General features: G+C 69.0%; 13 protein-coding genes. 5 read left to right on the top strand and 8 right to left on the bottom strand.

Features of this window, described 5'->3' with window-relative positions; genetic code table 11:
• Positions 1 to 5: 5 nt before the first annotated feature.
• Positions 6 to 626: a heme-copper oxidase subunit III gene (locus ACFC51_RS10075; protein ID WP_103513972.1), complete on the bottom strand. Its 621-nt coding sequence runs from the start codon at positions 624 to 626 to the stop codon at positions 6 to 8.
• A 187-nt stretch (positions 627 to 813) separates the two neighbouring features.
• Between ACFC51_RS10075 and ACFC51_RS10070 the strand changes: the two genes are divergently transcribed.
• Positions 814 to 1,215 carry a hypothetical protein gene (locus ACFC51_RS10070; RefSeq protein ID WP_376380982.1) on the top strand — a complete coding sequence of 134 codons (402 nt, stop codon included), beginning with the start codon at positions 814 to 816 and terminating at the stop codon, positions 1,213 to 1,215.
• Between the two features lie 72 nt (positions 1,216 to 1,287).
• Here the strand turns inward: ACFC51_RS10070 and ACFC51_RS10065 are convergent, their stop codons facing one another.
• The 4 genes from ACFC51_RS10065 to coxB form a co-directional block, all read right to left on the bottom strand.
• The gene (locus tag ACFC51_RS10065) at positions 1,288 to 2,544 is read right to left on the bottom strand and encodes an Ig-like domain-containing protein (protein WP_376380979.1); all 1,257 of its coding nucleotides are present in this window, start codon (positions 2,542 to 2,544) and stop codon (positions 1,288 to 1,290) included.
• Positions 2,545 to 2,669: 125 nt separating this feature from the next.
• Entirely contained in the window at positions 2,670 to 3,068 is a 399-nt protein-coding gene (locus ACFC51_RS10060) for a cytochrome c oxidase subunit 4 (RefSeq protein ID WP_376381069.1), read from the bottom strand.
• Complete coding sequence (gene ctaD / locus ACFC51_RS10055) at positions 3,065 to 4,801, bottom strand: cytochrome c oxidase subunit I (RefSeq protein ID WP_376381072.1); 1,737 nt, start codon at positions 4,799 to 4,801, stop codon at positions 3,065 to 3,067. The genes ACFC51_RS10060 and ctaD overlap by 4 nt, the downstream gene beginning before the upstream one ends.
• Positions 4,798 to 5,766, bottom strand: coding sequence for a cytochrome c oxidase subunit II (gene coxB / locus ACFC51_RS10050; RefSeq protein ID WP_015576869.1), 969 nt, complete (start codon positions 5,764 to 5,766; stop codon positions 4,798 to 4,800). The genes ctaD and coxB overlap by 4 nt, the downstream gene beginning before the upstream one ends.
• Positions 5,767 to 6,036: 270 nt before the next feature.
• On the opposite strand from coxB, the gene ACFC51_RS10045 reads away from it, so the two are divergent.
• Positions 6,037 to 7,419, top strand: coding sequence for a cysteine desulfurase/sulfurtransferase TusA family protein (locus tag ACFC51_RS10045; protein ID WP_376527930.1), 1,383 nt, complete (start codon positions 6,037 to 6,039; stop codon positions 7,417 to 7,419).
• 46 nt (positions 7,420 to 7,465) lie between these two features.
• On the opposite strand, the gene ACFC51_RS10040 is transcribed toward ACFC51_RS10045, so the two are convergent.
• Positions 7,466 to 8,440 carry a carbohydrate kinase family protein gene (locus ACFC51_RS10040; RefSeq protein ID WP_376381078.1) on the bottom strand — a complete coding sequence of 325 codons (975 nt, stop codon included), beginning with the start codon at positions 8,438 to 8,440 and terminating at the stop codon, positions 7,466 to 7,468.
• 159 nt (positions 8,441 to 8,599) lie between these two features.
• Between ACFC51_RS10040 and ACFC51_RS10035 the strand changes: the two genes are divergently transcribed.
• Together ACFC51_RS10035 and ACFC51_RS10030 are read left to right on the top strand one after the other, a co-directional pair.
• Entirely contained in the window at positions 8,600 to 8,797 is a 198-nt protein-coding gene (locus tag ACFC51_RS10035) for a hypothetical protein (RefSeq protein WP_376381081.1), read from the top strand.
• Positions 8,798 to 8,928: 131 nt separating this feature from the next.
• A complete protein-coding gene (locus ACFC51_RS10030) occupies positions 8,929 to 10,371 on the top strand; it encodes a hypothetical protein (protein WP_376527927.1) in 1,443 nt (480 codons plus the stop codon).
• 88 nt (positions 10,372 to 10,459) lie between these two features.
• Here the strand turns inward: ACFC51_RS10030 and ACFC51_RS10025 are convergent, their stop codons facing one another.
• Positions 10,460 to 10,816 carry an iron-sulfur cluster assembly accessory protein gene (locus tag ACFC51_RS10025; protein WP_056784314.1) on the bottom strand — a complete coding sequence of 119 codons (357 nt, stop codon included), beginning with the start codon at positions 10,814 to 10,816 and terminating at the stop codon, positions 10,460 to 10,462.
• Positions 10,817 to 11,037: 221 nt separating this feature from the next.
• On the opposite strand from ACFC51_RS10025, the gene nadA reads away from it, so the two are divergent.
• The gene (gene nadA, locus ACFC51_RS10020; RefSeq protein ID WP_376527925.1) at positions 11,038 to 12,225 is read left to right on the top strand and encodes a quinolinate synthase NadA; all 1,188 of its coding nucleotides are present in this window, start codon (positions 11,038 to 11,040) and stop codon (positions 12,223 to 12,225) included.
• Positions 12,226 to 12,320: 95 nt separating this feature from the next.
• On the opposite strand, the gene ACFC51_RS10015 is transcribed toward nadA, so the two are convergent.
• A complete protein-coding gene (locus ACFC51_RS10015; protein WP_376379943.1) occupies positions 12,321 to 15,476 on the bottom strand; it encodes an efflux RND transporter permease subunit in 3,156 nt (1,051 codons plus the stop codon).
• Positions 15,477 to 15,488 lie beyond the last annotated feature (12 nt).

Genomic DNA, 15,488 nt, shown 5'->3' with positions numbered 1-15,488 from the left:
CCCGGCTACTTGATCATGTAGATCGTGGCGAACAGGCCGATCCAGACGACATCGACGAAGTGCCAGTAGTAGGACACGACGATGGCCGCGGTGGCCTGTTCGTGGGTGAATCTCGAGGCCGCGTATGTCCTGCCCAGGACGAGCAGGAAGGCGATGAGACCGCCTGTCACATGCAGACCGTGGAAGCCGGTCGTCAGGTAGAACACCGAACCGTACGGGTCGGAGGACAGGGAGAGACCCGCCTCCTTGACCAGCTCGGTGTACTCGAGGACCTGGCCTCCGATGAAGATCGCACCCATCACGAACGTGATGATGAACCAGGTGCGGAGCTTCTTCACATCGCCCCGCTCCGCGGCGAATACGCCGAGCTGGCAGGTGAGAGAGGAAAGCACCAGGATCGTGGTGTTCGTCGCCGAGAACGGGAAGTTCAGATGGTGGGCCATCTCCTTCCAGTGTTCGGGTCCCATCACCGATCGCAGGGTGAAGTACATCGCGAAGAGGGCCGCGAAGAACATCAGCTCGGAACTCAACCAGATGATGGTTCCGACGCTGGTGAGGTTCGGCCGATTGACCGACGGGTGCGCGTGCCCGGTTTCTACTGTCGTTGCTGTCGCCACGACCGACATTATGTCGGTCGCTTATCCCGCCCTCACTCCGGGGGGTGCCGTTCGGTGTGTCAGTGGTGTGTGTCCTCACCGAACGGCCCATCGAATCGCTGTCCTTACCGGTGCTGACAGCCGGTCCGCCGGAGTACGATCCGCCCATCGGTTCATGCCCCGAGAGCCCCGAAGACACAGACGTCACGGAGGAACAATGCAGCCGACCGCCACGGTCCTGGTCTACAGCGACGACGCCAACACCCGCGAGCAGGTGAGGCTGGCAGCCGGGCGCAGGCCTGCGGCGGACGTGCCGCCGGTGGAGTTCCTGGAGTGCGCCACCCTTCCCGCCGTGCTGAGCGCACTGGACCGGGGCGGTGTCGACGTCTGTGTGCTGGACGGCGAGACGGCTCCCGCGGGCGGTATGGGCGTCTGCCGGCAGATCAAGGACGAGATCTTCGGCTGCCCGCCCGTGCTGCTGCTGATCGGGCGCCCGCAGGACGCCTGGCTGGCCACGTGGAGCCGTGCGGACGCCGCTGTGACGCATCCTGTCGACCCGGTCGACTTCGCGGACGCCCTGGCCTCCCTGCTGCGCCACAGGCTGTCCGTGGAGGCCTGAGGCGGCTGAGGCGGAGGGGCCCCGAACCCCTCCGCGGCGATTCTCCGTGGCGCGGCTCACTTCCCGCGGGGATCAGACCTGGGGACGCAGCCGCGCCGTCTCGACGTCGGTGCCGGTGTCGGGCGTGCCGCCACCGTGCAGGGCGCTGCCCTTCAGCCAGGCGTCCCAGTCCAGGTTCCAGTCGCCGAAGCCGTTGTCGAACGGCGTCATCGTCTCGCCGTCGCTGCCGACGACCTTGACGATGTCGCCCTCGCGCACGGTCTCGAAGAACCATTCGGCGTCGGCGGTGCTCATGCCCGTGCAGCCGTGGCTGACGTTGGCGTTGCCCTGTGATCCCGTGGACCAGGGCGCCGCGTGGACGTACTCACCGCTCCAGGTGACGCGTGTCGCCCAGTAGACGGGCAGGTCGTAGGACTCCGAGGAGCCGGCGGCGATGCCGATGCTCTCACCGCGCATGCGTACGAACTGTTCCTTGGCCAGCACCACCTTGACGCCGTTGCGCGTGTCGAAGCCGGGCTTGCCCGTGGTGACCGGCAGGGTGTTGATCACTTCGCCGTTGCGGAGGACGGTCATGTGGTGCTCCGAGGCGTCGGTGATCGCTTCTATCCGGTCACCGGTGGTGAGCTTCAGGGGTTTGGTGGCGTCGCCGTAGAGGGCGTTGGTGACCTTGATGCCCTTGAGGTTGCTGCGGACGTCGATGCGGGCGTCGGCGGGCCAGTACTCCTTCGGGCGGTAGTGCAGGGTCTTGGCGTCGACCCAGTACCAGGAGCCCGTGACGGCGGGGGTCGACCGGACCTGGAGCCCGCGTTCCACGGTGGCCCTGGCCGCCCGGCCGGTGACCGGAGCGCTGAGTTCCGCTGTGAGGGGCTGTCCGACCCCGTAGGTGCCCGCCTGCGGGCCGAAGGAGACCTTGAGGAACTTCTTGGCCGAGGTCGTGCCGAAGGCGTACGTACGGCTGCCGGGGGCGCCGTCGCCGTTCTCGGTGGAGACCTTGACGGTGTATCGGGTGCCGGCCGCGAGCGAGGTGGTCGAGTGCCACCGCTTGCCGTCGGCGTCGAGTTCGCCCGCCAGGTGGCGGCCCTCGGTGTCCACGGCCGTCACGTCGGTGATTTTCGCGTCGTCGTCCTTGACGGCGACTTCGAGCGGCTTGTCGGGGTCGGCCTTCTCGTTCCCGGCCGGGCCGTTGAAGGAGATCAGATCGGCGGCGTCGTAGGGCTTGAGCGACAGCGGATCACCGTCGGACCCTCCACAGGCGGTCGCACCTGCAACCAGGGTCACGACCAGCAGAGTGCAGCTCACTACGGTGCGGATGCGCGGCGTGTGGTTCATGAACCCACGCTAAGAAGATTCATCCGATCCAGCGCGTTCAATGACTGCAAACGGGGGCCCGGCCCGCTCATTGCTGAGCGGGCCGGGCCCCCGTACGGGTGCTGCGCCTCCGGTGGAGGCGTGTCCTACTGGGTGCGGTTCTCGCCCCGGTAGTACTCGAAGACCCAGCCGAAGAGGCCGATCAGGAGCAGCGGGGCCGAGAAGTAGGCCAGCCACCAGCCGAAGACGACCGACATGAAGAGGAAGGCGCCACCGATGGCCAGCGAGAACGGCTGCCAGCTGTGCGGGGAGAAGAAGCCGACCTCACCGGCTTCGTCCGCGACGTCGGCCTCCTTGTTGTCCTGGGCCATCGCGTCGACCCTGCTGGCCGTGAAGGCCAGGTAGAAGCCGATCATGATGGTCAGCCCGAAGGCCAGGACGAGCGCGGTGGTACCGACGGGCTCCTTGGACCAGACGCCGTACGTGACGGCCATGGCCAGCATGAAGAAGCTCAGCCAGATGAAGAGCTTGCCCTGGATCTTCACTTGCCGTCCTCCTTGCCGCCCGCGAGGACCTTCTCACCCTCGGACAGGTGATCCAGCTGCTCGAGCGCCGCGATCTCCGGGTGGTGCAGGTCGAACGCCGGGGATTCGGAACGGATCCGCGGCAGGCTGAGGAAGTTGTGACGCGGGGGCGGGCAGGACGTCGCCCATTCGAGCGAACGGCCGTAGCCCCACGGGTCGTCGACCTCGATCTTCTTGCCGTACTTGGCCGTCTTCCACACGTTGTACATGAACGGAAGCATGGACAGGCCGAGCACGAACGAGGAGATCGTCGAGATCGTGTTCAGGGCGGTGAAACCGTCCGCGGCGAGGTAGTCCGCGTAACGACGCGGCATGCCCTCGGCACCCAGCCAGTGCTGCACCAGGAACGTGCCGTGGAAGCCGATGAACAGCGTCCAGAAGGTGATCTTCCCGAGCCGCTCGTCCAGCATCTTTCCGGTGAACTTCGGCCACCAGAAGTGGAATCCGGCGAACATCGCGAAGACCACGGTGCCGAAGACGACGTAGTGGAAGTGCGCGACGACGAAGTACGAGTCGGAGACGTGGAAGTCCAGCGGCGGCGAGGCCAGGATCACGCCGGTCAGACCACCGAAGGCGAAGGTGATCAGGAAGCCGACCGACCAGAGCATCGGTGTCTCGAAGGACAGCGAGCCCTTCCACATCGTGCCGATCCAGTTGAAGAACTTCACCCCGGTGGGCACCGCGATGAGGAACGTCATGAAGGAGAAGAACGGCAGCAGCACACCGCCGGTGACATACATGTGGTGCGCCCACACCGTCACCGAAAGACCGGCGATGGAAATGGTCGCCGCGATGAGGCCGATGTAGCCGAACATCGGCTTGCGGCTGAACACCGGGATGATCTCGGAAATGATTCCGAAGAATGGTAGCGCGATGATGTACACCTCTGGATGGCCGAAGAACCAGAAGAGGTGTTGCCAGAGCAATGCGCCGCCATTGGCCGCGTCGAATACGTGTGCGCCGAATTTCCGGTCGGCCTCCAGCGCGAAGAGCGCGGCGGCCAGGACCGGGAAGGCCAGCAGGACCAGGACACCGGTCAGCAGGACGTTCCAGGTGAAGATCGGCATGCGGAACATCGTCATGCCGGGGGCGCGCATGCAGATGATCGTGGTGATGAAGTTGACCGAACCGAGGATCGTGCCGAAGCCGGAGAAGGCCAGACCCATGATCCACATGTCGGCGCCGACGCCCGGCGAGCGGACCGCGTCCGACAGCGGGGAGTAGGCGAACCAGCCGAAGTCGGCCGCACCCTGCGGGGTGAGGAAGCCGGCCACCGCGATGATCGAGCCGAAGAGGTACAGCCAGTACGCGAACATGTTCAGCCGCGGGAACGCCACGTCGGGCGCACCGATCTGGAGCGGCATGATCCAGTTCGCGAACCCTGCGAACAGCGGCGTCGCGAACATCAGCAGCATGATCGTGCCGTGCATCGTGAACGCCTGGTTGAACTGCTCGTTCGACATGATCTGCGTGCCCGGACGAGCCAGCTCGGCGCGCATGAAGAGCGCCAGGAGGCCACCGATGCAGAAGAAGGCGAACGAGGTGACCAGGTACATCGTGCCGATCGTCTTGTGGTCAGTGGTGGTCAGCCACTTGACGACGACACTCCCCGGCTGCTTGCGCCGCACCGGCAGCTCGTCCTCGAACGAGGCGTCTGCTGCCGCGGCACCCTGGGATTCGTTGAGGATGCTCACAGTTTGTTCGTCTCCGCATTCCTGGCCGGGTCCGTCTGCTCGATGCCTGCCGGCACGTAGCCCGTCTGACCCTTCTCCGCCAGCTCCTTGAGGTGCTGCTGGTAACGCTCGGGAGAGACGATCTTGACGTTGAAGAGCATCCGGGAGTGGTCGACGCCGCAGAGCTCGGCGCACTTACCCATGTAGGTGCCCTCCTTCTTCGGCGTGACCTCGAAGGAGTTGGTGTGGCCCGGAATGACGTCCTGCTTCATGAGGAACGGCACCACCCAGAAGGAGTGGATGACGTCGCGCGAAGTCAGTACGAAGCGGACCTTCTCGCCCTTCGGCAGCCACAGGGTCGGACCCGGGTTGCCGTTCTGCGGGTTGCGCGTACCGGGGATGCCCACGTCGTAGACGCCGCCGGCGTCCTTGGGGAAGTCCTCGCGGAACTTGTCGGGGATGGCGTCGAGCTCCTTGGGGACCTCGTTGCCGGTGGAGGGCGAGCCCTCCACGTTCTCGATGTAGTTGAAGCCCCAGCTCCACTGGTAGCCGACCACGTTGATGGTGTGGGCCGGCTTCGGGCTGAGCTCGAGGAGCTTCGATTCATCGCGCGCGGTGAAGTAGAAGAACACCGAGACGATGATGAGGGGGACCACTGTGTACAGCGCCTCGATAGGCATGTTGTACCTGGTCTGCTGGGGTACCTCCACCTTGGTCCTGCTTCGCCGGTGGAAGATGACGCTCCACAGGATCAGCCCCCAGACAAGGACGCCCGTGGCGAGCGCTGCCGCCCACGAGCCCTGCCAGAGGGAGAGGATCCGAGGGGCCTCTTCCGTTACCGGGGTGGGCATACCGAGGCGGGGGAAATCCTCCCAGTTGTATGAACAACCGGAGGCCGTCGCCAGGACCAGGCCCGCAGTCAGCACCTGCGGCAGCTTCCGCCGCATCGGGCGCCGCGACGAGCGGTCGGAGCCGTTGGGACTCACGTAGCGCCTTCCCGAGAGTCTCGCCCGCACGGTCGGCGCGGCCGTCTCACTTGGTCGGTCGCCGGCCCTGACGCGGGCAGGGGTTTGGATGTTTATGCGGACCAAACCCTACTGGACGCTATTTGGGGTCGCGCGGGGAGGGTGCCCAACGCGCCGCACGACACCCCGAAGGGATGGAATGCGAGCCTCCGGCCGCCATCTGACGCCCCCTCTTCCCCTCATGCCGGCGGCCGGTCACCTGGTCGTCCGCCTGCGGGCTAGCGTGACGGTGTGCCCTACTTCGACGCGGCCTCCTCCGCCCCCCTGCACCCCGTCGCCCGCCAGGCGCTGCTTGCCTCCCTGGACGAGGGCTGGGCCGATCCCGCCCGCCTCCACCGCGAAGGCCGGCGGGCCGCGATGCTGCTCGACGCGGCCCGGGAGACCGCGGCGGAGGCGGTCGGCTGCCGGCCGGACGAGCTCGTCTTCACCTCGTCCGGCACCCGTGCGGTGCACTCTGCGGTGGCCGGAGCGCTTGCCGGGCGTCGGCGTGTCGGCCGCCACCTGGTCCTCTCCGCGGTCGAGCACTCCTCGGTACTCCACACGGCGGCGGCCCTCGAAGCGGAGGGCGGGTCCTTCACCGAGGTGCCGGTGGACCGGACCGGGGCGGTGGACCCCTCGGCGTACCGACGGGCTCTCCGCGCGGACACCGCACTGGCCTGTCTCCAGTCCGCCAACCACGAGGTCGGGACCGAGCAGCCGGTGGAGGAGACCGCGGAGGTCTGTGCCGACGCCGGCGTGCCGCTGCTGGTGGACGCCGCGCAGTCGCTCGGCTGGGGGCCGGTGCCCGGCCGCTGGTCGCTGCTGGCCGCGAGCGCGCACAAGTGGGGCGGGCCCGCCGGGGTCGGACTGCTCGCCGTGCGCAAGGGGGTCCGCTTCGCGCCGCAAGGACCGGCCGACGAGCGGGAGTCGGGCCGGGCTCCCGGCTACGAGAACATCCCGGCGATCGTGGCGGCCGCGGCCTCCCTGCGCGCGGTGCGCGCCGAGGCGGCGGCGGAGGCGGCGCGGCTGCGTGTCCTGGTGGACCGTGTCAGGGCGGCCGTGGGGACGCTGGTCCCGGATGTGGAGGTGGTCGGCGATCCGGTGCGGCGGCTGCCGCACCTGGTGACCTTCTCCTGTCTCTATGTCGACGGCGAGACCGTGCTCCACGAGCTGGACCGGGCCGGGTTCTCCGTGTCGTCCGGCTCCTCCTGCACGAGCAGCACCCTGACGCCCAGCCATGTCCTGAAGGCGATGGGAGTGCTCTCCGAGGGGAACGTGCGCCTGTCGCTGCCCGCCGGGACGACGCAGGAAGAGGTCGACGGCTTCCTCGGCGTACTGCCGGGCGTGGTGGCCGGGGTGCGGGAGAGGCTCGGTGCGCCCGCCGAGGCGTCGCCCTCCCCCGCGGCCCACGCCTCGGTCGTCGTCGACACGCTCGGCAGGCGCTGCCCGGTCCCGGTGATCGAACTCGCAAAGGTGATCGAGGGAGTACCCGTGGGCGGCACGGTGACGGTGCTCTCCGACGACGAGGCCGCCCGCCTCGACATCCCGGCCTGGTGCGCGATGCGGGAACAGGAGTACGCGGGCGAGGAGCCGGCCGACCGCGGCTCGGCCTATGTGGTCCGCCGCCTCGTCTGAGCCCGTGCCGCTCGCCCGCGGGCCCGCACCGTCCTCGTCCGGCGTCCTAGGAGAGGTGCTTGCGGACCTCCGAGGCCGCCTCGTCCCCATACGCCTTGGTGAAGCGGTCCATGAAAGGGCTGCGGCGCAGGGTGTACTCCTGGGTGCCGACCGTCTCGATGACCAGGGTCGCGAGCATGCAGCCGATCTGCGCGGCGCGCTCCAGGCTCACGCCCCAGGCGAGACCGGAGAGGAAACCGGCCCGGAAGGCGTCGCCGACGCCGGTGGGGTCGGCCTTGCGCTCCTCCTCCGCGCAGCCGACCTCGATGGGGTCCTGGCCGGCCTGCTCGATGCGGACGCCCCGCGAACCGAGGGTGGTGACGCGGTGGCCGACCTTCGACAGGATCTCCTCGTCGCTCCAGCCGGTCTTGGACTCGATGAGCCCCTTCTCGTACTCGTTCGAGAAGAGGTACGTCGCGCCGTCGAGGAGGATCCGGATCTCCTCGCCGTCCATCCTGGCGATCTGCTGGGAGAAGTCCGCGGCGAACGGGATGCCCCGGGAGCGGCACTCCTCCGTGTGGCGGAGCATCGCCTCGGGGTCGTCGGCCCCGATGGAGACGAGGTCGAGGCCGCCGACCCGGTCGGCGACGCTCTTGAGCTCGATCAGCCGGGCCTCGCTCATCGCACCCGTGTAGAAGGAGCCGATCTGGTTGTGGTCGGCGTCCGTCGTGCAGACGAAGCGCGCCGTGTGCAGGACGTCGGAGACCCGGACCGATCCGGTGTCGACGCCGTGCCGGTCGAGCCAGGCGCGGTAGTCGTCGAAGTCGGCCCCCACGGCACCCACGAGGACCGGCTGCGTGCCGAGCACACCCATGCCGAAGGCGATGTTGGCGCCGACCCCGCCCCGGCGGACGTCGAGGTTGTCGACGAGGAAGGAGAGCGAGACCGTGTGCAGCTGGTCCGCGACCAGCTGGTCGGCGAATCGGCCGGGGAAGGTCATGAGGTGGTCTGTGGCGATGGAGCCGGTGACTGCAATGCGCACGGGGAGCTGCTCCTGCGGAAGGCGAAGGGAACGCGTGAGCGCGCCCTCCGGGACGGCGTGACAGTTCACGCTACCCGGTGACGCCACAGTGCCCGAATGGGCAAAACTACCCGATAGTAGGTCTTTCTACCTGAGTGCTCCTGTGCCTACGGTGCGGATATGTCGAACACCATCGTCACGCGCGAGTCCGAGATGAGCCTGGCCGACCTGCGCGGTGACTGCGCACGCATGGCGCCGCACTGGGTCGTACCCGAGAAGACCGCGTCGAAGCGGGTGGAGCCCTCCCGCATCCACGGCGTCACGGTGCCGCCTTCGTCGGCCCGGATGGTCGACGCCATGTCCGACTACGGGGACTGACCGGGCGGCGGACCGGGTCCCCCTGCACCGGCCGGGGGAACCGTGCGCTCCCCTGTTCCGTCACACCCTCGTCCCCACTCGGGGGACTGGCGACGAGCCAGTGGCGGCGATGCAGGCGAAGGAGCGATCCGGTGAGCACCGAGCGACCCGAGAACGACGTGACCGGCACCCGGCGGCGGCGTCCGCCCCTCGTCGTGGCCTCGGTGGCGGCGGCGGTGCTGCTGGCCGGTGGCGGCGGCGCGTACTGGGCGTCGAACACCTCTGGTGAGTCGGCGCCCGGCCTCCTCCCCGACCCCGGGACAGGATCACCCCCTCCGCTCTCCCTCGACGCGGCGGCGGACAGCGGGCCGACGGCGCCCCCGCCGGGCATCGCGCCCGGTGAACCCGACCCCCACGGCGGCAGAACCGTCTACCGCGCCTCCGGGGAACTGCCCGGCGGCCCGGACGAGGCCGCCGTCCACCGGGCGGCGGGCACGGTGACGGGGGCCGAGGTGGCGCGCCTCGCGAAGGCCCTCGGGGTGCGGGGGACGCCGCGCACGGAGGGCACCGCCTGGAAGGTGGGCAGCGACGGGGACGGGTCGGGTCCGTTCCTGCGAGTGATCAAACAGGCTCCGGGCACGTGGACCTTCGCCCGGTACGGCTCCGGCGGCCCGGACGCGTGCGCGTCGCCCACCGTCTGCGCGAAGGACGCGTCGCCGGGCACCGGTTCACCGGTGAGCGAGAAGGCGGCACGGGCCGCCGCCGCTCCCGTGCTGAAGGCCGTGGGGCAGGAGGGCGCGGCGCTCGACGCGGACCAGGTGATGGGCTCCGTGCGCGTGGTGAACGCCGATCCCGTGGTGGACGGGCTCCCGACGTACGGATGGTCGACCGGTGTCCAGGTGGGTGCCGACGGCGCGATCGTCGGCGGAAGCGGGCACCTGAAGGGACTGGAGAAGGGCGACAGCTATCCGGTGACCGGCGCGGACGAGGCGCTGGAACAGCTGAACGCGGAGAGCGGGCGGGCCCCGAAGGGCGGTGTCGGCGGCTGCGCGACCTCCGTGCCGCTCGAGGACGACCTCGCACCGGAACCCGACTGCGGCACGTCGGACGGGTCTCCCCCGGCAGCCACCGCGACGGTCGAGAAGGCCGAGTTCGGGCTCGCGGCGCGGTACGCGGACGGCGAGCAGATCCTCGTACCCTCCTGGCTCTTCTCCGTGCGTGCCGAAGGCGGCGGCCCCCGGAGCACGGTCGCCCAGGTCGCCGTGGACCCGGAGTACCTGACGCCCGAGGACACCCCGCCGTCGCCGGAGCCCACGAAGGACCCGGACGGTTCGGGTGCGGGGATCACTTCGTACAGCGCGGACGGACGGACCCTGGAGGTGACGTTCTGGGGCGGCGTCTGCAGCACCTACACGGCCCGCGCCACGGAGGACGGCACGACGGTGCGGGTCACGGTCTCCGAGTCGAAGCAGGAGCCCGGGAAGGCCTGCATCATGATCGCCAAGGAGCTGACCCGTACGGTGACGCTCGACGCCCCGCTGGACGGCCGGACCGTGGTCGACACGAGGTCGGGCGAGGCCGTGCCCCGCGCTTGAGCACCCGCCGCGAACGAGCCCCCTGCGCACACGACAGCGGCGGCGGTCCCGTCCTCCGGGACCGCCGCCGCTGTCGTACGACTCGGGTCTAGCTGAAGGAGTCACCACAGGCGCAGGAGCCCGTGGCGTTCGGGTTGTCGATCGTGAAGCCCTGCTTCTCGATGGTGTCCACGAAGTCCACGGAGGCGCCGCCCAGGTACGGGGCGCTCATCCGGTCGGTGACGACCTTGACGCCGCCGAAGTCCTTCACGACGTCGCCGTCGAGCGAGCGCTCGTCGAAGAAGAGCTGGTACCGCAGGCCCGAGCAGCCTCCGGGCTGCACGGCGACGCGCAGCGCGAGGTCGTCACGGCCCTCCTGCTCGAGCAGGGTCCTGACCTTGTCTGCGGCGGCGTCGGACAGGAGGATGCCGTCGCTCACGGTGGTGGTCTCGTCCGATACGGACATCTGCTTCTCTCCCGGGTTGTACGGACTGCTTGCCGACGGGTCCAACCATCGGGGCCGCGGATTCATTCCGGGCCAGGCGCGTGTCTGTTCCCTTCATGCTCGCACACCACCCGCACGGGGGGATGCGTCACATCGACGCTATCGGCATCGTCAAGCTGACGTGAAGCGGTTATGATAGATAACGTCAATTCGACGAAAAGGCTTTTCGCGGAAAAGAAAGGGTGCGTGTCGTGACCACCGCCCAGCCCCTGGATGTCCAGCCGACACCCCTCGCCCTTCTGCTGCTCGGCCGCGAGGCCGACCCCCGGAGCGAGCGCGGGGTCGAATGCCCCGGTGACCTGCCCTCCCCGTCCGACCCGGACCTGGTGGAGCGGGCCCGTGCGGCCAAGGAGAAGCTCGGGGACAAGGTCTTCGTGCTCGGCCACCACTACCAGCGCGACGAGGTCATCCAGTTCGCGGACGTCACCGGCGACTCGTTCAAGCTCGCCCGGGACGCGGCGGCGCGGCCCGAGGCGGAGTACATCGTCTTCTGCGGTGTGCACTTCATGGCGGAGTCCGCGGACATCCTGACCGGTGACGAGCAGAAGGTCGTGCTGCCGGACCTGGCCGCCGGCTGCTCGATGGCCGACATGGCCACCGCGGAGCAGGTCGCCGAGTGCTGGGACGTGCTGACGGAGGCCGGGGTCGCCGGCCAGGTCGTGCCGGTCTCGTACATGAACTCCTCCGCCGACATCAAGGCCTTCACCGGCAGGCACGGCGGCACGATCTGCACCTCGTCCAACGCGAAGAGGGCCCTGGAGTGGGCTTTCGCGCAGGGCGAGAAGGTGCTCTTCCTCCCGGACCAGCACCTGGGCCGGAACACGGCCGTGCGGGACATGGGCATGAGCCTGGAGGACTGCGTCCTCTACAACCCGCACAAGCCGAACGGCGGCCTCACCGCCGAGCAGCTGCGCGACGCGAAGATGATCCTGTGGCGCGGACACTGCTCGGTGCACGGGCGCTTCTCGGTGGAGTCCGTCGAGGACGTACGCAGGCGGATCCCGGGCGTCAACGTGCTGGTGCACCCGGAGTGCAAGCACGAGGTCGTGGCCGCCGCGGACCAGGTGGGTTCCACGGAGTACATCATCAAGGCCCTGGAGGCGGCCCCGGCCGGCTCGAAGTGGGCCATCGGCACGGAGCTGAACCTGGTGCGCCGGCTGGCGAACCGTTTCGCCGCTGAGGACAAGGAGATCGTCTTCCTCGACAAGACGGTGTGCTTCTGCTCGACGATGAACCGGATCGACCTGCCGCACCTGGTGTGGACGCTGGAGTCGCTGGCCGAGGGCAACCTGGTCAACCGCATCCAGGTCGACCCGGAGACGGAGAAGTACGCGAAGCGGGCACTGGAGCGGATGCTGGCGCTGCCGTAGTACGGGTGAGGGGCCGCCCCCTCACCCACGGGGAAGGCCCCCGACGCCGTGTGCACGGCGTCGGGGGCCTTCCCCGTGTTGCTGCGGGCCCGGTGTCAGGCCTTCGCGGGCTCCGGCTCGTCGGAGACGGCTTCCTCGGCCGTCTCCGGGGCGGCCTCGCCGGACTTCGCCGCCTGCTTGGCCGCCTTTCTCTTCGCGCGGCGCTCCTTGCGGAGTTCGACCATCGCGTAGAGCGTCGGCACCAGGAGCAGCGTCAGCAGGGTGGAGGTGATCAGACCGCCGATCACCACGACCGCCAGCGGCTGGGAGATGAATCCGCCCTCACCGGTGACGCCGAGCGCCATCGGCAGGAGGGCGAAGATCGTCGCCAGCGCCGTCATCAGGATCGGGCGGAGGCGGTGGCGGCCGCCCTCGATCACGGCTTCGACGACACCCATGCCCTGCGACCTGTACTGGTTGATCAGGTCGATCAGCACGATGGCGTTGGTCACCACGATGCCGATCAGCATCAGCATGCCGATCATCGCCGGGACGCCCATCGGGGTGCCGGTGACGACGAGGAGGCCGATGGCTCCCGTCGCAGCGAAGGGGATGGAGACCAGCAGGATCAGCGGCTGGACGAGCGACCTGAAGGTCGCCACCAGCAGCATGAAGACGATCGCGATGGCCGCCAGCATGGCCAGGCCCAGCTTCATGAAGGCGTCGTTCTGGTCCTGGGAGACACCACCGATGGTCGCGGTGGCACCCTCCGGGAGGTCCAGGGCGTCGATCTTCGTCTGGAGCGAGGCGGTGACCGCGCCCGTGTTGTCGCCGGTCGGCCTGGCGGTGATCGTCGCCGCGCGCTGTCCGTCGATCCGGGTCATCGAGACCGGACCGGGGACCAGCTTCACGTCGGCGATCTGGCCGAGCTTCACCGGGCCCAGCTGAAGCTCCTTCAGTTCGGCCGTCGTGGTGGCCGGCGAGGCCGACTTCACCAGGACGTCACGCTCGGTGTCGTCCATGAGCGCGGTGCCGGAGGGGGTGCCGCGCACCGCACCGGCGACCGCCGCGCCGAGCGTGGTCTCGTTGAACCCGGCGTCGGCCGCCTTGTCGTTGGCCTTGACCGAGATGCGCGGGACGCTCTGCGCCAGGTCGCTCTGGACGTCGGTGACGTCCTTGAGCTTCGCGACCTCGCCGCGCACCGCTTCGGACGCCTTCTTCAGGACGTCCGCGTCGGCGGCCTTGACCACGACACTGAGGTCCTGGCTGCCGAAGCCGTCGCCCGCGGCGATGGTGGTGTCGCCGATGCCGTCGAGCTTGCCGAGGGCCTCGTCGATCCGGTCCTGGGTGGCCTCGAAGTCCGCCGAGTCCTTGAGGGTGATCTGGTAGGAGGCCTGGTTGGCGCCCGTACCGCCGCCGAAGGCGGCCATGAAGCCGGAGGAGCCGACGGTGACCTGGTAGTCCTCCACGCCCTTGTCGGCGGCGAGGACCTTCTCGACCTTCTGCGCGGCCTCGTCGGCGGCGGCCAGGCTCGTACCGGGGGTCAGCTCCTGCTTGACGGAGAGGACCTCCTGCTCGCCCTGGTCGAAGAAGTTCGTCTTGAGCAGGGGTGCCATGCCGAAGGTGCCGAACAGGACGACGAACGCGAGGACGATGCTGGTGACACGGCGCCGGGTCGCGAAGCGGAGCACCGGGACGTAGATCCGCTGGAGCCGGCTGGCGGCTTCCTTCTCCTCGGCCTTGCGGCGGGCCTCGTCCGGGTCGGCGTCGGTGCCCTTGGGGGCACGGAGGAACCAGAACGAGAGGACCGGGACCACGGTCAGCGAGACCAGCAGGGAGGCCAGCAGAGCCGCCGTGACCGTGAGGGAGAAGGAGCCGAAGAGCTGGCCGACCATGCCGCCGACCAGACCGATGGGCAGGAAGACCGCGACGGTGGTGAGCGTGGACGAGGTGACCGCGCCGGCGACCTCCTTGACCGCGGTGATGATCGCCGACTGGCGCTCCTCGCCGTACCCGAGGTGCCGCTTGATGTTCTCCAGTACGACGATGGAGTCGTCGACGACGCGGCCGATCGCGATGGTCAGCGCGCCGAGGGTCAGCATGTTCAGCGACAGGTCGCGGGTCCAGAGCACGATCAGCGCGAGGACCACGGAGAGCGGGATGGAGACCGCGGTGACCAGCGTCGAGCGGATCGACGCGAGGAACACCAGGATCACGACGACCGCGAAGAGCAGGCCGAGCGCGCCTTCGGTGGTCAGGCCCGAGATCGCCTTGGAGACGGCCGGCCCCTGGTCGGAGACGACGGTCAGCTCGGCGCCGGCGCCGAGGTCCTTGCGCAGTCCCGGCAGCTTGTCCTGGACGGCGTCCGAGATGGCGACGGCGCTGCCGTCCTTGTCCATCGTCGCCATCACGGCGAGGCTCGGCTTGCCGTTCGTGCGGGTGAGGGAGACCGCGGTGGCGGGCTCCTGCTTCACCGTGGCGATGTCACCGATGCGGACCGGCTTCCCGGCCTTGCCCGTGGCCGGGTTCGCGGCCGAGACCTTGAGGTCCTCGATCTGCTGGAGCGAGGTGAAGGAACCGCCCACCTGGATGGTGCGGCTCTTGCCCGACTCGGAGAAGGAGCCGGCCGGGACCGTCGCTCCCCCGGCCTGGAGGGCCTGGGCCAGCGACCCGGCGTTCATGCCTGCCGCGGCGAGCTTCCTGTCGTCGGGGACGACGGAGACCTGGAGGTCCTGGACGCCCTCGACCGCGACCTGGCCGACGCCCTCGATGTCCTCGAGCGCGGGGACGACCGTGCGGTCCAGCTGGTCGGCGAGCGCCTGCTGGTCCTTGTCGGAGGTGACGGCGAGGACGACGGTCGGGATGTCGTCCGTCGAGCCGGCGATCACCTGCGGGTCGACGTCGTCGGGCAGCTGGATGCGGGCCCGGTTCACGGCCTGCTGGATGTCGGCGACGAGCTGCTTCGTGCCCTCGTCACCGAAGTCGAAGGTCGCCATGACGACGGCGTTGCCCTCGCTGGCGGTCGAGGTGACGCCCTCGACGCCGTCGACGGCCTTGATGGAGTTCTCGAGGGGCTCGACGACCTGCTTCTCGACCACATCGGGGGACGCACCCTGATAGGGCGCCAGCACCGACACCATCGGGAGTTCGATGGTGGGGAGCAGCTGCTGCTTGAGCTGCGGGATCGCGATCGCTCCGAAAACGAGCGCGACGATCGAGATCAGCCCGATCAGCGCCCTTTGCGCGAGGCTGAATCTGGACAGCCAGGACATGGGTGGGTCTCT

Origin of the sequence: Streptomyces sp. NPDC055962 (assembly GCF_042270185.1) — a bacterium.
Taxonomy (GTDB): Bacteria; Actinomycetota; Actinomycetes; order Streptomycetales; family Streptomycetaceae; genus Streptomyces.
The sequence above is the reverse complement of the archived record's forward strand: the minus strand, read 5'-3'. Positions and strand labels throughout refer to the sequence as shown.